Here is a 21,359-nt window from a genome sequence, read left to right as displayed (position 1 = left end):
GTTGAGTTCTTCAAGGCCTCGAAGCAGGCCGAGAACAGACAGGGCCGCCATTATTGCAAGTAATTCTTGTTAACAAAAGAATGGAGAGCGCTTTTTTTAACCTTTGTCTAGCCGCTGATCGCTAAATCCGGTTAGCGTGAACCTTTGGATTTGGAGTTTCATGATGTCGGACCTGAGTGCGTTGATCGTCGGCTGCGGTGATGTGGGAGGCCGTCTGGCCCGCCAGTTGCTCGCCCATGGGTGGCAGGTCGATGGCCTGCGCCGGTCGGTGCGGGACCTGCCCGAAGGGGTGCGGCCCGTTGCCGCCGACCTGTCGAACCCGCAGCTGCCGGAAGCGTGGCCCGCGCGCGCGCCGGACTACCTGGTGTACTGCGTGGCGGCCAGCCAGCATGACGAAGCGGGCTACCAGGCCGCCTATGTCGACGGTTTGCGCCATGTGCTCGATTGGTTGAAAACCAATGGCCAGCGGCCGCGTCGCCTGCTGTTCGTTTCCAGCAGCAGTGTCTATGCACAACAGGATGGTGAGTGGATCGACGAGAGCGCAGCCACCGCACCCGAGGGGTATTCGGGCAAGGTGATGCTCGAAGCGGAGCGCCTGGCGCTGGGCAGTGGCATTCCCGCCAGCATAGTGCGCCTGACCGGGATCTATGGGCCGGGACGTGAGTGGCTGCTGAGCCAGGTACGTCAAGGCTACCGAGTGGCCGAGGAGCCGCCGTTGTACGGCAACCGCATTCACGCCGAGGATGCCGCTGGTTTGCTGGCGCACCTGCTGCAGGCCGATGCCCGGGGTGTGGCGTTGGACGATTGCTACATCGGTGTCGATGACGATCCGGCGCCGCTGGCCGAGGTGGTGGGCTGGCTGCGCGAGTACCTGGGGGTCACCGAGTGGTCGGACGAGCAGCGGGTGCGGCGTACCGGCAGCAAGCGCTGCAGCAATGCGCGGGCTCGGGCACTGGGCTGGGCGCCGCAGTATCCGAGCTATAAAGAAGGCTATGCGGCCATTCTGCAAGGGCGTGGTTGAGAGATCCGGCCTTATCGCGGCGCCAGGCGGGCCGCCGCGATGATGGCTAATCCTTTTCCAGCACCCACTGCCGGGCGCCGGCAGTCAGTTGCGGCATTTCATCCGGCTGGGCGCGGTTCACCGCCTGGAAGATCTCCAGGGTGTCGCCGTCGCGCTTGAAGATCCACGGCGCGCCACGCTGGTTGCGCTCCAGCCACAGGCTGTCGTTGCCATCGCCCATGGTCGCGCAGTCACCCGCCAGGCACAGGGCAAAGCGGTCCGGGCCGGGCAGGCCGGTGACATTGCCGGTATCGCTGAAGCGCACTAACCCGCCCTTGCCCTGACCCTCGACGATCTTCCAGTCACCGCCCAGGTATTGCTGGTACAGCGCCTTCTCGAAACTGCCGCCCAGCGCAGCGCCTTCTGGCGCCTTGCTGCGCACGAACGTCTGCTGATGGCCGGAGGGGTCGATAGTCACCAGTTCGTCGCCATCGAGCTTGAGCTGTTCGGTCAGGTCGCCTTCGAAGTTGACCTGCCAGTCCTTCTCGTTGGCGCTCAGGCGCCCGTCGGCGGCCTCGAAGCCATTGCTGAAGCTGGCCTGCTGGTTCTTGACGTCGATCTTCCACTCGAACACCGGACCCTTCGCGTCCAGGGCCTGGCGCAGGCTTGTGCCTTCGCTGGCGGCGTCGATGGCGGCCTGGTTGATCCAGGTGCCGTTGAAATCTTCAGGCTTGTGGCTGGCGCAGCCGCCCAGGAGCAGGGCTGCCAGCGTGAGAGGCAATGCGTGGCGCATGGTGAAAACCTTGAGGCAGGAGGGGGTGACGGGCCTTGGCCCGTCACCGGGGTATTACTCGAGAACCAGGATGGCGTCCATCTCGACCTGCGCGCCCTTGGGCAGGGCGGCCACGCCGATGGCGGCGCGGGCCGGGTAGGGCTGCTCGAAGTAGCGGCCCATGATCTCGTTGACCTTGGCGAAGTGGCTCAGGTCGGTGAGGAAGATGTTCAGCTTGACGATGTCCTTGAACGAACCGCCAGCGGCTTCGGCCACCGACTTCAGGTTCTCGAACACCTGGACGGTCTGGGCTTCGAAGCCCTCGACCAGTTCCATGGTTTTCGGGTCGAGCGGGATCTGCCCCGACATGTACACGGTGTTGCCGGCCTTGATCGCTTGCGAGTAAGTGCCGATGGCGGCTGGGGCCTTGTCGCTGGTGATGACGGTCTTGCTCATGATGACTCCTTGCGGTTGGCGGACTACGCACGCATCCGGGTGATGCGGACCACGCCGGTCAAGGTGCGCAGCTTCTTGATCACACGGGCCAGGTGCACGCGGTCGTGCACGCTGACCACCAGTTGGACCACGCTGATACGGCCGTCGCGTTCGTCCATGCTGATTTTCTCGATGTTGCCGTCGGCGGCGTTGACGCTGCTCGCCAGCAGGGCGATCAGGCCGCGCTGGTGCTCCAGCTCGACGCGCAGCTCGACGTTGAACTCGCCGGTGATGTCCTTGGCCCAGGAGAGCTGCAGGCACTTCTCTGGGTTATGCCGGACTTCACTGATGTTGCGGCAGTCTTCCAGGTGCACGACCATGCCTTTGCCCGCCGACAGGTGGCCGACGATCGGATCGCCCGGGATCGGCGTGCAGCACTTGGCGTAGCTGAGCACCAGGCCCTCGGTGCCGCGGATCGCCAGCGGGCCTTCCGGGGCCGGTAGCTGTTCGCCTTCGGCAGACAGCAGGCGGCGGGCGACCACGTAGGCCATGCGGTTGCCCAGGCCGATGTCTTCGAGCAGGTCTTCGACCAGCTCCAGGCGGTACTCGGTGAGGATCGCCTGGATGCGCTCCTGCGGGATCTTCTCAAGGCTGCTGTCGAAGCCGGTCAGCACCTTGTTCAGCAGGCGCTCGCCAAGGCTGATGGACTCGGAGCGGCGCTGCTGCTTGAGGGCGTGGCGGATATGCGTGCGCGCCTTGCCGGTGACCACGAAATTGAGCCAGGCCGGGTTCGGCCGGGCCCCCGGTGCGCTGACGATCTCGACGGTGGAGCCGCTTTGCAGCGGCTCGGACAGCGGTGCCAGGCGGCGGTTGATGCGGCAGGCGATGCAGCTGTTGCCGACGTCGGTGTGCACCGCGTAGGCGAAGTCGACGGCGGTGGAGCCCTTGGGCAGCTCCATGATCCGGCCTTTCGGGGTGAAGACGTAGACCTCGTCCGGGAACAGGTCGATCTTCACGCTCTCGATGAATTCCAGCGAGTTGCCGGCGCGCTGCTGCAGCTCGAGGATGCCCTTGACCCATTGGCGGGCGCGGGCATGGCTGCCTTTTGGCTGCTCTTCCTCGTTGGACTTGTACAGCCAGTGCGCGGCGATGCCGTTGTTGGCCATCTCTTCCATTTCGCGGGTGCGGATCTGGATTTCGATGGGCACGCCGTGCATGCCGAACAGCGTGGTGTGCAACGACTGGTAGCCGTTGGCCTTGGGGATCGCGATGTAGTCCTTGAAGCGGCCCGGCAGTGGCTTGTACAGGTTGTGCACGGCACCGAGCACGCGGTAGCAGGTGTCGACCTTGTCGACGATGATGCGGAAGGCGTACACGTCCATGATCTCGGTGAAGGCGCGGCGCTTGCCGCGCATCTTCTTGTAGATGCCATAGAGGTGTTTCTGCCGGCCGCTGACCTCGCCCTCGATGCCGTCGGCGGCCAGGCAGTTGGCCAGCGAGGTCTCGATCTTGGCGACGATCTCCTTGCGATTGCCGCGCGCGGCCTTCACCGCCCGGTGGATCAGCGACGAACGCATCGGGTGCATGGCTTTGAAGCCGAGGTCCTCGAATTCCACGCGCACGGTGTGCATGCCCAGGCGATTGGCGATGGGGGCGTAGATCTCCAGGGTTTCCTTGGCGATGCGCCGGCGTTTTTCGCCGGAGAGCACTTCCAGGGTGCGCATGTTGTGCAGGCGGTCGGCCAGCTTGACCAGGATCACGCGGATATCGCGGGCCATGGCCATGGCCATCTTCTGGAAGTTCTCGGCCTGCGCCTCGGCCTTGGTCTCGAAGTTCATCTGGGTCAGCTTGCTGACCCCGTCGACCAGCTCGGCGACGGTCTCGCCGAATTGCTGGCTCAAGGCTTCCTTGGCGATGCCGGTGTCTTCGATCACGTCGTGCAGCATGGCCGCCATCAGGCTCTGATGGTCCATGTGCATGTCGGCAAGGATGCTGGCCACCGCCAGCGGATGGGTCACGTAGGGCTCGCCGCTGCGGCGGCGCTGGCCATCGTGGGCCTGTTCGGCGTAGAAGTAGGCCCGGCGAACCAGGTTGACCTGTTCGGGGCCCAGATAGGTCGACAGCCGTTCGGCGAGGGCTTCTATACCCGGCATGGTTTCACCTCTTGCAGTAGAAGAGGGCCTTGCGCCGCACGGTGTCGACTGGGCATCAATCAGACGGCCTCGTTGTTCTCGTCCTCGAACGCGGCGAATACCGGATCCTCGGTGACGATCTCTTCGGCGGCGATGAACTCTGGCGTGACGATGCCTTCGGCGATTTCACGCAGGGCGACGACGGTAGGCTTGTCGTTTTCCCACGCAACGCGTGGCTCTTTGCCGCCGGTAGCCAGCTGGCGGGCGCGCTTGGTCGAGAGCATGACCAGCTCAAAGCGGTTATCCACGTGTTCCAGGCAGTCTTCAACAGTTACGCGGGCCATGGTCTTCCTCAGTAGCAAATGCGGTTAGGCGTGCAGCCCAGAATGGGCAGGCGGACTCGATAGTTTAAAAAATCACCAGCCAATAGGGAAGGGCTGTTTTGTCGGGTGGCCTTTCTCCGATGCTGTTGGAATCGCTTTGCGGGCCCTGTGGAAGGAGACTTGCCCGCGAAGCAGTCCTTGTCCTGCCTGATTCGGACGATAACGGTTCTTGTTACCTGAAAACAACCGCCCTTGACGCGTTAACGCAACATCGCGTCGCGCAGGCGCGGGGTCAGCTCCTCGAACAGCGTCTGCACCGAGCGCAGGGCACGGCAATCGGGCCGCGTCAGCAGCCACAATTGGGTGTCGCAGCCGGGCAGTGGGCCGCTCAGTGCCTCGACGCCGGGCAGGTCGTGGACCATGTAGTCGGGCAGCGCCGCCACGCCCAGGCCGGTGGTCACCAGTTGGGCGATGGTCGACATGCCGCTGCACTGGTAACGCGGGATCAGGCCAGGATGATGCTGGTTGCGCCAGACCACGGTGGCGTGGTCCTGCATGGAATCGTCGGGGGCGATCCAGGGCACGCTCAGGGGTGCCTCCTGCAGCCGCTCGCGCAGCGCCGGCTGGCCGCAGACCACGTAGGAGGTCGACCCCAGGCAGCGCCCGACAAGGTGCTCCGGCGGCGTGTTGGTCAGGCGCAGGGCGATGTCGGCATCGCGGCGGCTGAGGTTGGCGAAGGTGTTGGAGGTACCCATCTCCAGCGACAACGCCGGATAGTTGGGCATGAACTCGGCCAGCGCCGGCAGCAGCAGGCTGTGCAGCACGGCCTCGGTGCAGGTCAGGCGCACGGTGCCGCTGACCACCTGTTCGCCGCTGGTCAGGGCGATGCGCGCCGCGTCCAGTGCCTGTTCGGCACGCTCGGCCTGTTCGGCCAGGGCCTGGGCGGTGTCGGTGGGCAGGTAGCCTTTACGGCTCTTGACGAACAAGGCGGTGCCCAGCGCCGACTCCAGTCGGCGGATCGAACGGAACACCGTCGAAACGTCGACCTTGAGCAGTTCGGCTGCCTTGGCCAGCGAGCGGCCGCGCTCCAGTGCCAGGACCAGAGAAAGGTCCGCATGGTTGATCTGATATTGCATCGGTGCACGCTCTGCTTGCCAAAATGCCAATGTCTGTTGCGTTTTGGCCATTTTATAGTGGAACCGCCCCCGGGAATCAATGCAGCCGGTCGGCAACCAGCCCCCAACGATGGGCCAGTGAAAAGAACAACAGCAGCACCATCGTCGCCCTCCAAGGCGTCATCCGCAGTTCCCACATCGCCGCTCCGAATCAAAGGATGTACAGCCATGACGTCGGTCTCCCCGTGCGCCAGTTCTTCCCGCGAGATGAATGAATTCCTGGATGCCCATCCGGATACCCAGTACGTCGACCTGCTGATCTCCGACATGAACGGCGTGGTGCGCGGCAAGCGCATCGAGCGCGCCAGCCTGCACAAGGTGTACGAGAAGGGCATCAACCTGCCGGCGTCGCTGTTTGCCCTGGACATCAACGGCTCGACTGTCGAAAGCACCGGGCTGGGCCTGGATATCGGTGACGCCGACCGCATCTGTCTGCCGATTCCCGGCACGCTGTGCGACGAACCCTGGCAGAAACGCCCCACCGCCCAGCTGCTGATGACCATGCATGAGCTGGACGGCGCGCCGTTCTTCGCCGACCCGCGGGAAGTGCTGCGCCAGGTGGTGAGCAAGTTCGACGACCTGGGCCTGGATATCTGCGCCGCGTTCGAGCTGGAGTTCTACCTGATCGACCAGGACAACCTCAACGGCCGCCCGCAGCCGCCGCGCTCGCCGATTTCGGGCAAGCGCCCGCAGTCGACCCAGGTGTACCTGATCGACGACCTCGACGAATACGCCGACTGCCTGCAGGACATGCTCGAAGCCGCCAAGGAGCAGGGCCTGCCGGCCGATGCCATCGTCAAGGAAAGCGCCCCGGCGCAGTTCGAAGTGAACCTGCACCACGTCGCCGACCCGCTGAAGGCCTGTGACTACGCGATCCTGCTCAAGCGCCTGATCAAGAACGTCGCCTACGACCATGAGATGGACTCCACCTTCATGGCCAAGCCCTATCCGGGCCAGGCTGGCAACGGCCTGCACGTGCACATTTCGTTGCTGGACAAGAAAACCGGCAAGAATATCTTCGCCAATGAGGACCCGCTGCAAAGCGACACCCTGCGCCATGCCGTCGGCGGTGTGCTGGAAACCATGCCGGCATCGATGGCGTTCCTCTGCCCGAACATCAACTCGTACCGTCGCTTCGGTGCCCAGTTCTACGTGCCCAACGCGCCGAGCTGGGGCCTGGACAACCGCACCGTGGCCGTCCGCGTGCCGACCGACAGCAGCGAGAACGTGCGCATCGAGCACCGTGTGGCCGGCGCCGACGCCAACCCGTACCTGATGCTTGCGGCGATCCTCGCCGGCATCCACCACGGCCTGACCAACAAGGTCGAGCCGGACGCGCCGATCGAAGGCAACTCGTACGAGCAGTTGGAGCAGAGCCTGCCGAACAACCTGCGCGATGCCCTGCGCGCGCTGGATGACAGTGAAGTCCTCAACCAATACATCAGCCCGGACTACATCGACATTTTCGTGGCCTGCAAGGAGAGCGAGCTGGCCGAGTTCGAAGTGTCGATCTCCGACCTCGAGTACAACTGGTACCTGCACACGGTGTAAGCCCATGAGCGCAATTGCGGTCCCCTTGATCGGTGTCAGCGCCTGCCGCCAGCAGGTGGGGAAGAACTCGTCGCACACGGTGGGCGACAAGTATGTCGAGGCCGCGGGCTTTGCCGGGCTGCCGCTGATCCTGCCGGCCCGTGACGGCGGCAGCGACACGCAGGCGCTGCTGGCAAGGCTCGATGGCATTCTTTTTACCGGTTCGCCTTCAAATGTCGAGCCGCATCATTACAATGGCGCGCCCAGCGCGGAAGGCACCCGGCACGATCTTGCACGTGACCGCCTGACCTTGCCGCTGCTGCAGGCGGCCATTGCCGCGGGTGTGCCGGTGTTGTGCATCTGCCGTGGCTTCCAGGAACTGAACGTGGCCCTCGGTGGCAGCCTGCACCAACGGGTGCAGGAGTTGCCCGGCTACCTGGACCACCGCGAACCTGAGGATGCACCCCTGGAGGTGCAATACGGCCCTCGTCACCCCGTCGGCATACAGCCGGGTGGGATGTTCGAGCGCCTGGGCCTGGCTGCGCGGTTCGAGGTCAACTCGCTGCACAGCCAGGGTATCGACCGCCTGGCCCCGGGCCTGCGCGTCGAGGCACGGGCCCCGGATGGCCTGATTGAAGCGGTGTCGATGCCTGATGCGCCGGGCTTTGTACTCGGCGTGCAGTGGCACCCTGAATGGCGTTTCGCCGAAAACCCGGTTTCGCTGCGCCTGTTCGAGGCGTTCCGCGAGGCCTGCATTGCCCATGCTGCACGGGAGGGTGTGCGCCAGAAGACCCTCTGACGTCACCCGATAGTCTCGGATGACCCACCCCGGCAGTGAGCTTTTAATGAGTGGAAGCGGGCCCTCTACGGCGGGCCTGTGAAAACAATTCCAATAGTTACGGCAAATACTCATGAGCGATTACACAGAAGCCGGCCGCCCACCCGACGTGGCGGCCGACTCGGGCAACACCCAGCGCAGCAAGGGCCTGGCCAAGGGCCGCCTCGGCCTGCTGGCCAGCGTCGTGCTGGGCATTTCCACCATTGCACCGGTCTACACCCTGACTGGCGCGCTCGGCCCGACCGTGCGTGAAGTCGGCGCCCACTTGCCGGCGGTGTTCATCGTCGGCTTCCTGCCGATGCTGCTGGTCGCCCTGGGCTACCGCGAGCTGAACTCGGCGGAGCCCGACAGCGGCACGTCCTTCACCTGGTCGGCCCGGGCCTTTGGCCCGATGATCGGCTGGATTGGCGGCTGGGGGCTGGTGGTGGCCACCACCATCGTGCTGTCCAACCTGGCAGGCGTGGCGGTGGACTTCTTCTACCTGTTCCTGGCGCAGATCACCGGCAACCAGGAGCTGGCCGCGCTGGCGGACAACCTGTTGATCAACGTCACCACCTGTTGCGTGTTCATCGCCCTGGCAGTGTGGATCTGCTGCCGCGGCATGGCCACCACCATGACGGTGCAGTACGGCCTGGTGGCCTTGCAGTTGCTGGTGCTGATCGGCTTCGCCTTTGCCGCGTTCGGCGAGACCACCGCGCCGCCGCCGCTGGCGTTCGACCTGGCCTGGTTCAACCCGTTCGGTGTCGAGTCGTTCTCGGCCTTTGCCGCCGGCCTGTCGTTGTCGATCTTCATTTTCTGGGGCTGGGACGTGTGCCTGACCGTCAGCGAAGAGTCGATCGGCAGCGACGAAGTGCCGGGCAAGGCGGCGACCTGGACCGTGCTGCTGATCCTCGGCCTGTACCTGCTCACCGCCATCGCCACCCTGCAGTTTGCCGGGATCAGCGAGCATGGCCTGGGCCTGAACAACCCGCGCATCCAGGAGAACGTGTTCGCCCACCTGGCCGGCCCGGTCATGGGGCCGCTGGCGATCCTGATGTCCATCGCGGTGCTGGCCAGCACCGCCGCCTCGCTGCAATCGACCTTCGTCTCGCCGGCGCGCACCCTGCTCGCCATGGGTTACTACGGCGCCGTGCCGCAACGCTTCGCCACGGTGTGCCCGCGTTCGCAGACGCCGCGCTACGCGACCATCTGTGCCGGCATTGCCGCAGGCCTGTTCTACGTGACCATGCGTACCCTCAGCGAGAACGTGCTGGCCGACACCATCACCGCCCTGGGCATGATGATCTGCTTCTACTACTCGCTGACCGCCTTTGCCTGCGTGTGGTACTTCCGCCGCAGCCTGTTCGACAGCATGCGCCACTTCTTCATGCGCGGCGTGTGCCCGCTGGTGGGTGGCCTGATCCTGTCGGTGATCTTCCTGCGCACGGCGATAGACAGCGCCTCGCCAGACTTCGGCAGTGGCTCGCATGTGGGTGGGCTGGGGCTGGTATTCGTGATCGCGGCGATCATCTCGGCGCTGGGCATCGTGCTGATGCTGCTGTCGCGGCTGCGCGCGCCGGCGTACTTCCTGGGGGCTACCCTGCGTCAGCAGGCCACTATCCAGTTGCAGGAATAACAGCTGGGGGCGCTTTGCGCCCCATTCGCTGGCAAGCCAGCTCCCACAGGTACGATGCTTGACTCGAGGTGGCGTGATCCATGTGGGAGCCGGCTTGCCGGCGAATGGGCCTCGCAGAGGCCCCGGCTGTCTTCAGCCGACCAGTTGTTTCAGCAGCGCCTCATGGCGCTGTTGTTGTTTCTTGAGCAGTAGCCGGTTCGAGCGGAACACCGCTTTCAGGTCATCCAGCGCCACATCGAAGTCATCGTTGATGATGACGTACTCATATTCGTCGTAGTGCACCATCTCGCTGACCGCTTCCTTCATGCGTCCGGCGATGATTTCCTCGCTGTCCTGGCCACGGCCGTCCAGGCGTTGGCGCAGGGCCTCCTGGCTTGGCGGCAGGATGAAGATCGAACGCGCCTCGGGCATCAGCTTGCGCACCTGCTGGGCACCTTGCCAGTCGATCTCCAGGATCAGGTCGTAGCCCTGGTCGAGGGTTTCCTGCAGGGCGCTGCGCGAAGTGCCGTAGAAGTTGCCGAACACTTCGGCGTGCTCGAGGAAATCGCCCTGGGCGATCAGTGCCTTGAACGCTTCGTGGACGACGAAGTGATAGTTGACCCCGTGTTCCTCGCCCGGGCGCATGGCGCGGGTGGTGTGGGAGACCGAGACGCGGACGCGCTCGTCGTCCTTGATCAGGGCCGTGACCAGGCTGGTCTTGCCGGCGCCGGACGGGGCCGAGACGATGTAGAGGGTGCCGCTGCTGTGGTTCATGGTAGGGGTGGCCTTACTCGATGTTCTGTACTTGTTCACGCATCTGTTCGATCAGCACCTTCAGGTTGACTGCCGCCTGCGTGCTGCGTGGGTCGAATGCCTTGGAGCCAAGGGTGTTGGCTTCGCGGTTGAGCTCCTGCATCAGGAAGTCCAGGCGCCGGCCGGCGGCGCCGCCCGACTTGAGCACCCGGCGCACTTCGGTGACGTGGGTGCTGAGGCGGTCCAGCTCTTCGGCGACGTCGCTCTTCTGCGCCAGCAGGACCATTTCCTGTTCCAGGCGCTGCGGGTCGAGCTCGGCCTTCATATCGCCGAAGCGATCGAGGACCTTCTGCCGTTGCGCGGCCAGCATCTGCGGCACCAGGGTGCGCAGGGTGGCGACTTCGCCGGCCATGCTGTCCAGGCGCTCGTTGATCAGCCGGGCCAGTTCGGCGCCTTCGCGTTGGCGGCCGGCCTTGAGTTCGGTCAGGGCTTCGTCGAACAGTGCGATGGCTTCGGCATTGAGCGCTTGCGGATCGGTGGCGTCGGCCACCAGCACGCCCGGCCAGGCCAGTACTTCCAGCGGGTTGAGCGGTGCCGGTTGCTTGATCAGGCTGGCGACGGTTTCGGCGGCAGCGACCAGTTGCGCGGCGCGTTCGCGGTCGACCTGCAGTGGCTTGCCGGTGCTGTCCTCGCTCAGGCGCAGGGTGCACTCGACCTTGCCGCGCGAGAGGCCTTGGCGCAGGCCTTCGCGTACGGCGCCTTCGAGGTCGCGCAGGGCCTCGGGCAGGCGCAGGTGGGGTTCGAGATAGCGGTGGTTGACCGAGCGCAGCTCCCAGACCAGGGTGCCTTGGCTGCCAGCGCGCTCGACACGAGCAAAAGCGGTCATGCTATGCACCATGGGGAGTACCTCGCGTATTCAGGTGGACGGGGAGCCTGTCGGCTGCAAGGCGCAGGATTGTAGCGCAGTGCGGCGCGGGCGCCCAATCCAGCCATGCTAACGGTCGCCCCGAAAGCTGTCGGAAAACACGACAGGCTGCGCGAGCGCGACGACAGGCGTGCCTTCGTCGGGTGTCGGGCTCTATAATGCTCGGCAGATTCAAAGTCCCCGTACAGGTATTCCAGATGAAACGTCCAAGTGGTCGCGCCGCCGATCAGCTCCGCTCGATCCGCATTACTCGCAACTACACCAAGCACGCCGAAGGATCGGTTCTGGTCGAGTTCGGTGACACCAAGGTCATCTGCACGGTCAGCGTCGAGAACGGTGTTCCCCGCTTCCTCAAAGGCCAGGGCCAAGGTTGGCTGACCGCCGAGTACGGCATGCTGCCGCGCTCCACCGGCGAGCGTAACCAGCGCGAGGCCAGCCGTGGCAAGCAAGGCGGCCGCACCCTCGAGATCCAGCGCCTGATTGGCCGCTCCCTGCGCGCCGCGCTGGACATGAGCAAGCTCGGCGACATCACCCTGTACGTCGACTGCGACGTGATCCAGGCCGACGGCGGCACCCGCACTGCCTCGATCACCGGCGCCATGGTCGCCCTGTGCGACGCCCTGGCGGTGATCAAGAAACGTGGCGGTCTCAAGGGTGGCAACCCGCTCAAGCACATGATCGCCGCAGTGTCGGTGGGCATGTACCAGGGCGAGGCCGTGCTCGACCTCGACTACCTCGAGGACTCCGCCGCCGAGACCGACCTGAACGTGGTCATGACCAGCGCCGGTGGTTTCATCGAGGTACAGGGCACTGCCGAGGGCGCCCCGTTCCAGCCTGCCGACTTCAACGCCATGCTGGCGCTGGCGCAGAAGGGCATGGACGAAATCTTCGAACTGCAGAAGGCGGCGCTGGCCGACTGAGCAGACACCAGGGAGGTGCGGGACATGAACGATTCGGATCTGCCGATCACCCCGCCCAGCGCCGATGTCCGGCAATGGGCGATGTTCTGCCACCTCTCGGCGCTCCTGGGGCTGGTGCTGCCCCTTGGGCATTTGCTGGGCCCGCTGGTGCTGTGGCACCTCAAGCGCGAGCAGGACCCGTTCATCGATGCCCAGGGCAAGGAGGCGCTGAACTTCCAGATCAGCGTGACCATCGCCGGCTTCATCTGCTTCCTGCTGATGTTCGTGTTCATCGGCATCCTGCTGTTCGCCGTGCTGATGGTGGCGGTGCTGATCCTGATCATCCTGGCAGCGGTCAAGGCCAATGAAGGGCAGCCGTATCGCTATCCCTTCATCTGGCGGCCGATCAGATAGACACAAAAAAGCCGACCTGATGGTCGGCTTTTTTGTGCGTGCCATCCTCAGATGGTCAGCGTCCAGTCGTAGTCCACGATCAGCGGCGCGTGTTGGGAGAAGCGCGGCTGGCGCGGCAGGCGAGCGTTGCGCACGAAGCGGCGCAGGCCTGGGGTGAGGATCTGGTAGTCGAACCGGTAACCCAGGTTGAGCATCTCGGCCTGCTCGTTGTCCGGCCACCAGCTGTACTGGTCGCCTTCACGGCTGACTTCGCGCAGGGCATCGACATAGCCCATGTCGCCGACGATGGCGTCCATCCAGGCGCGCTCGGGTGGCAGGAAACCCGGCGACTGCTGGCTGTCACGCCAGTTCTTGATGTCGAGCTTCTGCTGCGCCACGTAGAACGAGCCGCAGTAGATGTACTCGCGACGCTTGCGGCGCTGCTTGTCCAGGTACTTGGCGAAGTCGTCCATCAACTTGAATTTCTGGTTCAAGTCCTCGTCGCCGTTCATGCCCGAAGGCAGCAACAGGCTGGCAATACTGACTTTGTCGAAATCTGCTTGCAGATAACGCCCGTAGCGGTCGGCTGTCTCGAAGCCCAGGCCGGTGATGACTGCCTTGGGCTGCATGCGCGAGTAAAGTGCCACGCCACCTTGGGTGGGCACCTCCGCGTCGCAGGCGTAAAGGAAATAGCCATCGAGCTGGAAAGCTGGGTCGTCGAGTTCAAAGGCCGAGGCGCGGGTATCCTGAAGGCAGATGACGTCGGCATTCTGAGCTTGCAACCAGCTGAGCAATCCACGCTCGGCCGCAGCCTGAATGCCATTTACGTTCACACTGATGATCCGCATAAATGGCCCCAAAAATCTCGTGCGTGTATGATACCCGAGCTCAACACATTTAGCTAAATCCGTGGTGTCCGGGACCTTTCATGCAGCCGTATCAGCGCGACTTCATCCGTTTTGCCATCGATCGCGGCGTTCTGCGCTTCGGTGAGTTCACCCTGAAATCGGGGCGTACCAGCCCGTACTTCTTCAATGCCGGCCTGTTCAACACCGGGTCCGCCCTGGCGCAGCTGGGGCGTTGCTACGCGGCGGCCATCGTCGACAGCAAGATCCCCTTCGACGTGCTGTTCGGCCCGGCCTACAAGGGTATCCCCCTGGCGGCGGCCACTGCCGTGGCCCTGGCCGAGCAGCACCAGCTCGACGTGCCGTGGTGCTTCAACCGCAAGGAAGCCAAGGACCATGGTGAGGGCGGCAGCCTGGTCGGCGCCCCGCTGGCCGGCGACGTGCTGATCATCGACGACGTGATCACCGCCGGCACTGCCATCCGCGAAGTGATGCAGATCATCAACGCCCAGCAGGCCAAGGCCGCTGGCGTGCTGATCGCGTTGAACCGCGAAGAGCGCGGCAATGGCGAGCTGTCGGCGATCCAGGAAGTCGAGCGCGACTTCGGTATCCCGGTCGTGAGCATCGTCTCGCTGACCCAGGTGCTGGAATTCCTGGCTGACGACCCGCAGCTCAAGCAACACCTGCCGGCGGTCGAAGCCTACCGCGCCCAGTACGGTATCTGACGCACACACGGCAACGGAAAAGGCGACCCTGAGGTCGCCTTTTTTCATGCCGGTGTTTCAACGGCCGTTGGGGTAGGGGTCCTGCACGGCGTCGCCGACACCGGTCAGGATCTTCCAGGCGCGCTTCGGGTGGGAAATGGCGTCGAAATCGGGGCAAGGCGGGAGTGACTTCTTACCCTGGTTGGAGTACTCGTAGCCGCAGTCGGCACACTCGTAGCTACCTGCGGAAACATCGCTGCCGTAGGGCACCTCGTCTTTTTTCATCGCTGGATCTCCTGTGTGTGGGAAGTCTCCATGCTAATCAGCCGATGAAAGCAGATGTTGTAGTACCCGTCCGACACTGCTGTGGGACTGTTCTGGGCGGTGCTCGTCTTATCGCGCTACAAGCCCGTACCCTCCATCTGCGTGGGGGGCGGGCTTGCATGGCAGAGGGCTGGTTGAATCAGCGTGGCTTGCGGTTGCTGATCAGCGTGCCCACGCCGCTGTCGGTGAAGATCTCCAGCAGCACGGCATTCGGCACGCGGCCGTCGATGATGTGCGAGCTGTTCACGCCGCCCTGGACGGCATCCAGCGCGCACTTGATCTTCGGCAGCATGCCGCCGTAGATGGTGCCGTCGGCGATCAGCTCGTTGACCTGCTCGGTGCTCAGTCCGGTGAGGACTTCGCCCTGCTTGTCCATCAGGCCGGCGATGTTGGTCAGCAGCATCAGCTTCTCGGCCTTCAGCGCCTCGGCCACCTTGCCGGCCACCAGGTCGGCATTGATGTTGTACGACTCGCCGTTGGCGCCCACGCCGATCGGCGCGATCACCGGGATGAAGTCACCCTTGACCAGCATGTTCAGCAGGTCGGTGTTGACGCTGACGACCTCGCCGACATGGCCGATGTCGATGATTTCCGGGGTGGTCATCTCCGGGGTCTGGCGGGTGACGGTGAGCTTCTTGGCGCGGATCAGCTCAGCATCCTTGCCGGTCAGGCCGATGGCGCTGCCGCCGTGGCGGTTGATCAGGTTGACGATGTCCTTGTTCACCTGGCCGCCCAGGACCATCTCCACCACGTCCATGGTCGCCGCGTCGGTGACGCGCATGCCATCGATGAAGTGGCTGTCGATCGACAGGCGCTTGAGCAGGTCGCCGATCTGCGGGCCGCCACCGTGCACCACCACCGGGTTGATGCCTACAGCCTTCATCAGCACGATGTCACGGGCGAAGCCGGTCTTGAGCTCCTCGCTCTCCATCGCGTTGCCGCCGTACTTGATCACCAGGGTCTTGCCGACGAAGCGGCGGATGTAAGGCAGTGCTTCGGACAAAACCTCGGCTACATGGGAAGCGGCATCGCGATCGAGGGTCATGCAGGGCTCCAGGTAAGGAACGGATAGTCGTCAGAACGGCAGTTGCAGGCCTGGTTGGACCCGCAGCAACTGCGTGCGGAATACAGCCTTGATTCGGTCGAGTTCTGCGGCGCTGTCGGCCTCGAAGCGCAGCACCAGCACCGGTGTGGTGTTGGAGGCGCGAACCAGGCCCCAGCCGTGGGGATAGTCGACCCGCACACCGTCGATGGTGGTCAGGCTGGCTTCGCCCCAGTCGGCGTCGCGTTGCAGTGCATCAATGATGCTGAATTTACCCTCGTCGGTCACATCAATGTTGATTTCCGGCGTGGAAATATCATTGGGGAACGCGGCGAACAGGCTTTCGGCGTCCTGCCCGGCCTTGCTGAGGATCTCCAGCAGGCGCGCGGCGCTGTAGATGCCGTCGTCGAAACCGTACCAGCGCTCCTTGATGAAGATGTGCCCGCTCATCTCGCCAGCAAGCAGCGAGCCGGTCTGTTTCATTTTCTTCTTGATCAGCGAGTGGCCGGTCTTCCACATCAGCGCGCGGCCACCGTGCTGTTCGATCAGCGGGGTCAGGCGGCGCGTGCATTTGACGTCGAAGATGATTTCGGCGCCCGGGTTGCGGGACAGCACGTCCTGGGCGAACAGCATCAGCAGGCGGTCGGGATAGACGATGCTGCCGGTGTTGGTCACCACACCCACGCGGTCACCGTCGCCGTCGAAGGCCAGGCCGATATCGGCGCCGGTCTCTTTCACCTTGGCGATCAGGTCTTCCAGGTTCTCGGGCTTGCCCGGATCCGGGTGGTGGTTGGGGAAGTTGCCGTCGACTTCGCAGAACAGCGGGATGACGTCGCAGCCCAGCGCTTCGATCAGTTGCGGAGCGACCACGCCGGCCGCGCCGTTGCCGCAGTCGACCACCACCTTCAGGCGCTTGGCCAGTTTCACGTCGGCGACGATCTGCTGGAAGTAGCGCTCAAGGATCTCGACCTTTTCCACGCGGCCATCGCCACGGGTCAGGTCATTGGTCTTCAGGCGGGTCAGCAGGGCCTGGATCTGTTCATTGGCCAGGGTGTCGCCGGCGATGACGATCTTGAAACCGTTGTAGTCCGACGGGTTGTGGCTGCCGGTGAGCATCACGCCCGACTTGCCGGCCAGCACATTGGCCGCGTAGTACAGCGCCGGGGTCGGCACCAGACCGACATCGCTGACCTGGCAACCAGCGTCGGCCAGGCCTTTGATCAGTTGCTCGACCAGCATCGGGCCGGACAGGCGGCCATCGCGGCCGACCGAGATCTGTGGCTCGCCCTGGGCGAGGGTCTGGGCGCCGATGGCGCGACCGATCCAGTAGGCGGTCTCGGCATGCAGGGTCTTGCCGACCACGCCGCGGATGTCATAGGCGCGGAAGATGCTGTCGGGCAGTGCGGGGACCAGCTGGGCCATGTCGTTCATCTCTGGGGACTCCAAGTATTCAAAGGCTTCTGGGCAGGCACAAACTGAACGCTTGGACGGTGGTTTCGCCGCAGAGTTCGCCATCCATGGCCCGAACGGTCTGCTGTCGGCTCAGCGGGTGCCAGAATGGCCGAAGCCGCCGGCACCGCGCTGGGTCTCGTCGAACTGTTCGACGATATCGAAGTGCGCCTGCACCACCGGCACCAGGATCAGCTGCGCGATACGCTCGCCAACGGTGATGGTGAACGGCGTGTTGCCGCGGTTCCAGCAGGACACCATCAGCTCGCCCTGGTAGTCGGAGTCGATCAGGCCGACCAGGTTGCCCAGCACGATGCCGTGCTTATGGCCCAGGCCCGAGCGCGGCAGGATCATGGCCGCCAGGCCCGGGTCACCGATGTACACCGACAGGCCGGTGGGGATCAGCAGGGTCTGGCCCGGTTCGAGGACGGTGTCCTCCTTGAGCAGGGCGCGCAGGTCCAGCCCGGCGGAACCGGGGGTGGCGTACTGCGGCAGGGGGAATTCGGTGCCCAGGCGTGGGTCGAGGATCTTGGCTTGAAGAGCGTGCATGTAACTTATTGAACCTGGTTGAGCCGTTCGGCGATGAAGGCGACCAACTGGCGGGCAATCTTGCCTTTGCTGGTCTGCGCGAAGAGGGTTTGATGCTGCTGCCGGTCGATCACGGTCAGGGCATTTTCCTCGCTGTTGAAGCCGATGCTGGGGTTGGCCACATCATTGGCGACGATCAGGTCGAGGTTCTTGTCCTTGAGCTTGCGCGTGGCGTAGTCGAGCAGGTGCTCGGTCTCGGCGGCGAAGCCGACGCTGAACGGACGGTCGGCGCGGCCGGCAATGGTCGCAAGGATATCGGGATTGCGCACCATCTGCAGCAGCATGCCGTCGCCGGTGGTGGGATCTTTCTTGAGCTTCTGCGGGGCGACGACCTCAGGGCGGTAGTCCGCAACCGCTGCCGAGGCGATGAACAGGTCGCACGGCATGGCTGCTTCGCAGGCCGCGAGCATGTCCCGCGCGCTGACCACGTCGATACGGCTGACCCGGTCGGGGGTCTGCAGGTGCACAGGACCGGTGACGAGGGTCACCCGGGCCCCGGCTTCGGCGGCGGCCTCGGCCAGGGCGAAGCCCATCTTCCCTGAACTATGGTTGGTGATGTAGCGCACCGGGTCGATGTTCTCTTGGGTGGGACCGGCGGTGATCAGCACGTGCTTGCCGGTCAGGGCCTGGCGCTTGAAGCTTTCGGCGGCGCACCAGGCCAGGTCGGTGGCTTCGAGCATGCGGCCCAGGCCCACGTCGCCACAGGCCTGGCTGCCGGAGGCCGGGCCGAACACCTGGATGCCACGGCGCTTGAGCAGCTCGAGGTTGTCCTGAGTTGCCGGGTCACGCCACATGGCCTGGTTCATCGCCGGGGCGACGGCGACGGTGGCGTCGGTGGCCAGCACCAGGGTGGTCAGCAGGTCGTCGGCCATGCCTTGGGCCATGCGCGCCATCAGGTCGGCGGTGGCTGGGGCGATCAGCACCAGGTCGGCCCATTTGGCCAGCTCGATATGGCCCATGGCCGCTTCGGCCGCAGGGTCGAGCAGGTCCATGTGCACCGGGTGGCCGGACAGCGCCTGCAGCGTGAGCGGGGTGATGAACTCGGCGCCACCACGGGTCATGACCACGCGCACCTGCGCGCCGTGTTCCAGGAGTCGGCGAATCAGCTCGGCGCTCTTGTAGGCGGCGATGCCGCCACCCACGCCGAGAACGATGCGCTTGCGATACAACCGCTGCATAGGCCTTGCCTTATTCCAGTGAAAGCGGGTGGCGACGACGGCTGCCTGCGGCAGATCGTCGCATTTTCGAAGCGAACTAGATTAACACAGCGCCCAAAGGGGCCGTAGTGGCAGGCGAGGAGGGGAAATGAACATCAGAGAGTGGCCGGCTGAAGAACGGCCGAGGGAGAAGTTGTTGCAGCGTGGTGCGGCGATCCTGTCGGATGCGGAATTGCTGGCGGTACTGCTGGGGTCTGGGGTAGCCGGGCGCAATGTGCTCGACCTGGCGCGTGGGCTGCTGGTGAAGTTCGGCGGGCTGCGGCAGTTCCTCGAGGCGGATCGGGCCATGGTGCTGCGCGAGCCTGGCCTAGGGCCGGTGCGGTATGCGCAGTTGCAGGCATTGCTGGAAATAGGCAGGCGCTACCTGGACGAGCACATCGAGCGTGCGTCGGTCCTGGAGAGCCCGGCCTCGGTGAGGCGCTATCTCAAGTCCATGCTGCGGCACGAGTCCAGCGAGGTGTTCGGCTGCCTGTTCCTGGACACCAAGCATCGGCCGTTGGCGTTCGAGATACTGTTCCGTGGCACCATCGACCGCGCGAGTATCTACCCTCGCGAGGTCGTTCGGCGCTCATTGCTGCACAACGCGGCGGCCCTGATCCTCTGCCATAACCATCCGTCGGGCATTTGCGAGCCAAGCCAGGATGATGTGCACTTGACGCTGATGCTCAAGCGCTCGCTGGCGCTGATCGATGTGCGGGTGATGGACCATGTCATTGTGGGTGATGGCGAGCCGTTGTCGATGGTCGAGCATGGATGGCTGGCCGGTTAGGCAGCGCGGGGCAAGCCCGCTGTCACAATGACTGTGGGCTTGCCTCGCGATTGGGCGTCAGCGGTTGACTGAGACCTTGCTGAAATCCTGCCGCCCGAACGGGCTCACCTGGTAACCCTGTACATCCTGGCGCAGCAGCGCTGCCGCCGTCGGATGCGCCAGCGGCAGCCACAGCGCCTGCTGCTGGATCAGCGTCTGAGCCTGCTGGTACAGGCGGCTGCGCACGCTCTGGTCGTTGGTGGTGCGTCCGGCGTTGATCAGCTGGTCCAGGCGGTTGTCGCAGAAGCGCGCGAAGTTGGTTCCGGACTTGACCGCGGCGCAGGCAAACTGCGGGCTGAGGAAGTTGTCCGGGTCGCCGTTGTCTCCGGCCCAGCCCATGAACAGCAGGTCGTGCTCGCCGGCCTTGGCGCGGCGGATCAGCTCGCCCCACTCGATGGTGCGGATCTCGGCCTTGATGCCGATTTTCGCAAGGTCGGCCTGCAGCATCTGTGCGCCCAGGCTGGGGTTGGGGTTGAGCAGGCTGCCCGACGGGCGGGTCCAGATGGTGGTCTCGAAACCCTTGCCCAGGCCGGCCTTGGCCAGCAGTGCCTTGGCTTTCTTGTGATCGAGCGTGTAGCCGGGCAGGTCCTTGGCATAGCTCCAGGTATTCGGCGGATAAGGACCGTTGGCGGCAGTGGCGGTGTCTTCGAACACGGCCTTGAGGTAGGCCGGCTTGTCGAAGGCCAGGTTGATGGCCTGGCGCACTTCAGGCTTGTCCAGTGGCGGGTGCTGGCTGTTGATGGCGACGAAGGCGGTCATGAATGCCGGGGTGGTGGCGACCTTGAGGTTGCCGTCCTTGCCGGCCTCGGCGATGTCCAGCGGCTTGGGCGACAGGGCCACCTGGCATTCGCCGCGCCTGATCTTTTGCAGACGGACGTTGGCGTCCGGGGTGATGGCGTAGATCAGCGGGTCGATCGACGGCTTGCCGGCGAAATAGTCAGGGTTGGCGCGGTAGCGCACCACGGCGTCTTTCTGGAAACGCTGGAAGACGAACGGGCCGGTGCCCACTGGCTGGTTGTTGAGTTTCTCGGGGGTGCCGGCCTTGAGCAGCTTGTCGGCATATTCGGCGGAGTAGATCGAGGCAAAGCCCATGCTCAGGGTGGCCAGGAAAGTGGCGTCGGCGTGGGTCAGGGTGAAGCGCACGGTGTGCGGCTCGGGTGCGTCGATGGCCTTGATCAGGCTGCCCAGTTGCAGAGATTGGGCATGCGGGTAGCCGCCCGGGGCGGTCTTGTGCCAGGCGTGGGCCGGGTAGAGCATGCGTTGGAAGCTGAACAGGACGTCGTCGGCGTCCAGATCGCGGGTCGGCTTGAAGTAAGCGGTGGTGTGGAACTTCACGTCCGGGCGCAGCTTGAAGTCGTAGACCAGGCCGTCAGGCGACACCGTCCAGCTTTGCGCCAGGCTCGGCACCACCTTGCCCTCGGCGGCGTCGAACTCGACCAGGCGGTTCATCAGCACGTCGGCCGAGGCGTTGGTGGTGGTCAGCGAGTTGTACTGCACCACGTCGAAGCCTTCGGGGCTGGCTTCGGTGCACACCGACAGCGCTGCGGCCTGGGCAAGGCCCGCGGCGCACAGGGTGGTGAACAGGAGGGAAAGGGCGGCGGCACGCATGGTGA

The 21,359-nt window shown here is 64.5% G+C and carries 21 protein-coding genes and 1 pseudogene; 8 read left to right on the top strand and 14 right to left on the bottom strand.

Annotation, left to right across the window (positions count from 1 at the left end):
• The first annotated feature begins 163 nt into the window (after positions 1-163).
• Positions 164-1,021 (top strand): SDR family oxidoreductase, encoded by an 858-nt coding sequence (locus AAHK21_RS13125; protein ID WP_367857457.1) that lies wholly within the window; start codon positions 164-166, stop codon positions 1,019-1,021.
• 46 nt (positions 1,022-1,067) lie between these two features.
• On the opposite strand, the gene AAHK21_RS13120 is transcribed toward AAHK21_RS13125, so the two are convergent.
• From AAHK21_RS13120 to AAHK21_RS13100, 5 genes are all read right to left on the bottom strand, one after another.
• A complete protein-coding gene (locus tag AAHK21_RS13120) occupies positions 1,068-1,793 on the bottom strand; it encodes a hypothetical protein (RefSeq protein ID WP_046857593.1) in 726 nt (241 codons plus the stop codon).
• A gap of 54 nt (positions 1,794-1,847) precedes the next feature.
• A complete protein-coding gene (locus AAHK21_RS13115) occupies positions 1,848-2,228 on the bottom strand; it encodes a RidA family protein (protein ID WP_028689951.1) in 381 nt (126 codons plus the stop codon).
• A gap of 23 nt (positions 2,229-2,251) precedes the next feature.
• Positions 2,252-4,360, bottom strand: a complete 2,109-nt coding sequence (spoT, locus tag AAHK21_RS13110) for a bifunctional GTP diphosphokinase/guanosine-3',5'-bis pyrophosphate 3'-pyrophosphohydrolase (protein WP_046857592.1) — start codon at positions 4,358-4,360, stop codon at positions 2,252-2,254.
• Positions 4,361-4,419: 59 nt separating this feature from the next.
• Complete coding sequence (rpoZ, locus tag AAHK21_RS13105; protein ID WP_008091595.1) at positions 4,420-4,683, bottom strand: DNA-directed RNA polymerase subunit omega; 264 nt, start codon at positions 4,681-4,683, stop codon at positions 4,420-4,422.
• 239 nt (positions 4,684-4,922) lie between these two features.
• A complete protein-coding gene (locus tag AAHK21_RS13100) occupies positions 4,923-5,798 on the bottom strand; it encodes a LysR family transcriptional regulator (protein WP_038707061.1) in 876 nt (291 codons plus the stop codon).
• Between the two features lie 246 nt (positions 5,799-6,044).
• Here AAHK21_RS13100 and AAHK21_RS13095 point away from each other — a divergent pair, with 246 nt between their 5' ends.
• The 3 genes from AAHK21_RS13095 to AAHK21_RS13085 all read left to right on the top strand — a co-directional run bounded on the left by AAHK21_RS13095 (position 6,045) and on the right by AAHK21_RS13085 (position 9,820).
• Positions 6,045-7,388: a glutamine synthetase family protein gene (locus AAHK21_RS13095; RefSeq protein ID WP_231867523.1), complete on the top strand. Its 1,344-nt coding sequence runs from the start codon at positions 6,045-6,047 to the stop codon at positions 7,386-7,388.
• A 4-nt stretch (positions 7,389-7,392) separates the two neighbouring features.
• A complete protein-coding gene (locus AAHK21_RS13090; protein WP_023631274.1) occupies positions 7,393-8,166 on the top strand; it encodes a gamma-glutamyl-gamma-aminobutyrate hydrolase family protein in 774 nt (257 codons plus the stop codon).
• A 112-nt stretch (positions 8,167-8,278) separates the two neighbouring features.
• On the top strand, positions 8,279-9,820 hold the full coding sequence (locus AAHK21_RS13085) for an APC family permease (RefSeq protein ID WP_367857456.1): 1,542 nt from the start codon (positions 8,279-8,281) through the stop codon (positions 9,818-9,820).
• A gap of 132 nt (positions 9,821-9,952) precedes the next feature.
• Here the strand turns inward: AAHK21_RS13085 and gmk are convergent, their stop codons facing one another.
• Together gmk and AAHK21_RS13075 are read right to left on the bottom strand one after the other, a co-directional pair.
• Positions 9,953-10,573, bottom strand: a complete 621-nt coding sequence (gene gmk / locus AAHK21_RS13080; RefSeq protein WP_046857589.1) for a guanylate kinase — start codon at positions 10,571-10,573, stop codon at positions 9,953-9,955.
• A gap of 13 nt (positions 10,574-10,586) precedes the next feature.
• Positions 10,587-11,450 (bottom strand): YicC/YloC family endoribonuclease, encoded by an 864-nt coding sequence (locus tag AAHK21_RS13075; protein ID WP_038707059.1) that lies wholly within the window; start codon positions 11,448-11,450, stop codon positions 10,587-10,589.
• A 224-nt stretch (positions 11,451-11,674) separates the two neighbouring features.
• Here AAHK21_RS13075 and rph point away from each other — a divergent pair, with 224 nt between their 5' ends.
• Complete coding sequence (rph, locus tag AAHK21_RS13070; protein ID WP_046857587.1) at positions 11,675-12,397, top strand: ribonuclease PH; 723 nt, start codon at positions 11,675-11,677, stop codon at positions 12,395-12,397.
• 24 nt (positions 12,398-12,421) lie between these two features.
• Complete coding sequence (locus tag AAHK21_RS13065; protein ID WP_367857455.1) at positions 12,422-12,790, top strand: DUF4870 domain-containing protein; 369 nt, start codon at positions 12,422-12,424, stop codon at positions 12,788-12,790.
• A gap of 47 nt (positions 12,791-12,837) precedes the next feature.
• On the opposite strand, the gene AAHK21_RS13060 is transcribed toward AAHK21_RS13065, so the two are convergent.
• On the bottom strand, positions 12,838-13,617 hold the full coding sequence (locus tag AAHK21_RS13060; RefSeq protein WP_023629898.1) for an exodeoxyribonuclease III: 780 nt from the start codon (positions 13,615-13,617) through the stop codon (positions 12,838-12,840).
• An 80-nt stretch (positions 13,618-13,697) separates the two neighbouring features.
• Here AAHK21_RS13060 and pyrE point away from each other — a divergent pair, with 80 nt between their 5' ends.
• Positions 13,698-14,339 (top strand): orotate phosphoribosyltransferase, encoded by a 642-nt coding sequence (pyrE, locus tag AAHK21_RS13055; RefSeq protein WP_011536401.1) that lies wholly within the window; start codon positions 13,698-13,700, stop codon positions 14,337-14,339.
• Between the two features lie 57 nt (positions 14,340-14,396).
• Here pyrE and AAHK21_RS13050 read toward each other — a convergent pair whose 3' ends face one another.
• The 5 genes and pseudogenes from AAHK21_RS13050 to coaBC all read right to left on the bottom strand — a co-directional run bounded on the left by AAHK21_RS13050 (position 14,397) and on the right by coaBC (position 18,899).
• Complete coding sequence (locus AAHK21_RS13050; protein WP_367857454.1) at positions 14,397-14,603, bottom strand: hypothetical protein; 207 nt, start codon at positions 14,601-14,603, stop codon at positions 14,397-14,399.
• A gap of 178 nt (positions 14,604-14,781) precedes the next feature.
• Positions 14,782-15,687 carry an acetylglutamate kinase gene (gene argB / locus AAHK21_RS13045; RefSeq protein WP_023629901.1) on the bottom strand — a complete coding sequence of 302 codons (906 nt, stop codon included), beginning with the start codon at positions 15,685-15,687 and terminating at the stop codon, positions 14,782-14,784.
• Between the two features lie 30 nt (positions 15,688-15,717).
• Positions 15,718-17,085: pseudogene (locus tag AAHK21_RS13040) on the bottom strand (phosphomannomutase/phosphoglucomutase); the annotation flags it as partial.
• 141 nt (positions 17,086-17,226) lie between these two features.
• On the bottom strand, positions 17,227-17,682 hold the full coding sequence (gene dut, locus AAHK21_RS13035) for a dUTP diphosphatase (RefSeq protein ID WP_050707525.1): 456 nt from the start codon (positions 17,680-17,682) through the stop codon (positions 17,227-17,229).
• A 5-nt stretch (positions 17,683-17,687) separates the two neighbouring features.
• Entirely contained in the window at positions 17,688-18,899 is a 1,212-nt protein-coding gene (gene coaBC / locus AAHK21_RS13030; RefSeq protein ID WP_367857453.1) for a bifunctional phosphopantothenoylcysteine decarboxylase/phosphopantothenate--cysteine ligase CoaBC, read from the bottom strand.
• A gap of 127 nt (positions 18,900-19,026) precedes the next feature.
• Between coaBC and radC the strand changes: the two genes are divergently transcribed.
• Complete coding sequence (radC, locus tag AAHK21_RS13025) at positions 19,027-19,707, top strand: DNA repair protein RadC (protein ID WP_367857452.1); 681 nt, start codon at positions 19,027-19,029, stop codon at positions 19,705-19,707.
• Between the two features lie 57 nt (positions 19,708-19,764).
• On the opposite strand, the gene AAHK21_RS13020 is transcribed toward radC, so the two are convergent.
• Positions 19,765-21,354: an ABC transporter substrate-binding protein gene (locus tag AAHK21_RS13020; RefSeq protein ID WP_367857451.1), complete on the bottom strand. Its 1,590-nt coding sequence runs from the start codon at positions 21,352-21,354 to the stop codon at positions 19,765-19,767.
• Positions 21,355-21,359 lie beyond the last annotated feature (5 nt).

The organism is Pseudomonas sp. TE50-2 (assembly GCF_040813665.1).
GTDB classification, from domain to species: Bacteria; Pseudomonadota; Gammaproteobacteria; order Pseudomonadales; family Pseudomonadaceae; genus Aquipseudomonas; species Aquipseudomonas soli.
The sequence above is the reverse complement of the archived record's forward strand: the minus strand, read 5'-3'. Positions and strand labels throughout refer to the sequence as shown.

What these genes read in the sequence shown, in the direction of transcription:
- AAHK21_RS13125 (WP_367857457.1), top strand. Translation starts at nt 164, where the DNA reads ATGTCGGACCTGAGTGCGTTGATCGTCGGCTGCGGTGATGTGGGAGGC.
- AAHK21_RS13120 (WP_046857593.1), bottom strand. Translation starts at nt 1,793, where the DNA reads ATGCGCCACGCATTGCCTCTCACGCTGGCAGCCCTGCTCCTGGGCGGC.
- AAHK21_RS13115 (WP_028689951.1), bottom strand. Translation starts at nt 2,228, where the DNA reads ATGAGCAAGACCGTCATCACCAGCGACAAGGCCCCAGCCGCCATCGGC.
- spoT (WP_046857592.1), bottom strand. Translation starts at nt 4,360, where the DNA reads ATGCCGGGTATAGAAGCCCTCGCCGAACGGCTGTCGACCTATCTGGGC.
- rpoZ (WP_008091595.1), bottom strand. Translation starts at nt 4,683, where the DNA reads ATGGCCCGCGTAACTGTTGAAGACTGCCTGGAACACGTGGATAACCGC.
- AAHK21_RS13100 (WP_038707061.1), bottom strand. Translation starts at nt 5,798, where the DNA reads ATGCAATATCAGATCAACCATGCGGACCTTTCTCTGGTCCTGGCACTG.
- AAHK21_RS13095 (WP_231867523.1), top strand. Translation starts at nt 6,045, where the DNA reads ATGAATGAATTCCTGGATGCCCATCCGGATACCCAGTACGTCGACCTG.
- AAHK21_RS13090 (WP_023631274.1), top strand. Translation starts at nt 7,393, where the DNA reads ATGAGCGCAATTGCGGTCCCCTTGATCGGTGTCAGCGCCTGCCGCCAG.
- AAHK21_RS13085 (WP_367857456.1), top strand. Translation starts at nt 8,279, where the DNA reads ATGAGCGATTACACAGAAGCCGGCCGCCCACCCGACGTGGCGGCCGAC.
- gmk (WP_046857589.1), bottom strand. Translation starts at nt 10,573, where the DNA reads ATGAACCACAGCAGCGGCACCCTCTACATCGTCTCGGCCCCGTCCGGC.
- AAHK21_RS13075 (WP_038707059.1), bottom strand. Translation starts at nt 11,450, where the DNA reads ATGGTGCATAGCATGACCGCTTTTGCTCGTGTCGAGCGCGCTGGCAGC.
- rph (WP_046857587.1), top strand. Translation starts at nt 11,675, where the DNA reads ATGAAACGTCCAAGTGGTCGCGCCGCCGATCAGCTCCGCTCGATCCGC.
- AAHK21_RS13065 (WP_367857455.1), top strand. Translation starts at nt 12,422, where the DNA reads ATGAACGATTCGGATCTGCCGATCACCCCGCCCAGCGCCGATGTCCGG.
- AAHK21_RS13060 (WP_023629898.1), bottom strand. Translation starts at nt 13,617, where the DNA reads ATGCGGATCATCAGTGTGAACGTAAATGGCATTCAGGCTGCGGCCGAG.
- pyrE (WP_011536401.1), top strand. Translation starts at nt 13,698, where the DNA reads ATGCAGCCGTATCAGCGCGACTTCATCCGTTTTGCCATCGATCGCGGC.
- AAHK21_RS13050 (WP_367857454.1), bottom strand. Translation starts at nt 14,603, where the DNA reads ATGAAAAAAGACGAGGTGCCCTACGGCAGCGATGTTTCCGCAGGTAGC.
- argB (WP_023629901.1), bottom strand. Translation starts at nt 15,687, where the DNA reads ATGACCCTCGATCGCGATGCCGCTTCCCATGTAGCCGAGGTTTTGTCC.
- dut (WP_050707525.1), bottom strand. Translation starts at nt 17,682, where the DNA reads ATGCACGCTCTTCAAGCCAAGATCCTCGACCCACGCCTGGGCACCGAA.
- coaBC (WP_367857453.1), bottom strand. Translation starts at nt 18,899, where the DNA reads ATGCAGCGGTTGTATCGCAAGCGCATCGTTCTCGGCGTGGGTGGCGGC.
- radC (WP_367857452.1), top strand. Translation starts at nt 19,027, where the DNA reads ATGAACATCAGAGAGTGGCCGGCTGAAGAACGGCCGAGGGAGAAGTTG.
- AAHK21_RS13020 (WP_367857451.1), bottom strand. Translation starts at nt 21,354, where the DNA reads ATGCGTGCCGCCGCCCTTTCCCTCCTGTTCACCACCCTGTGCGCCGCG.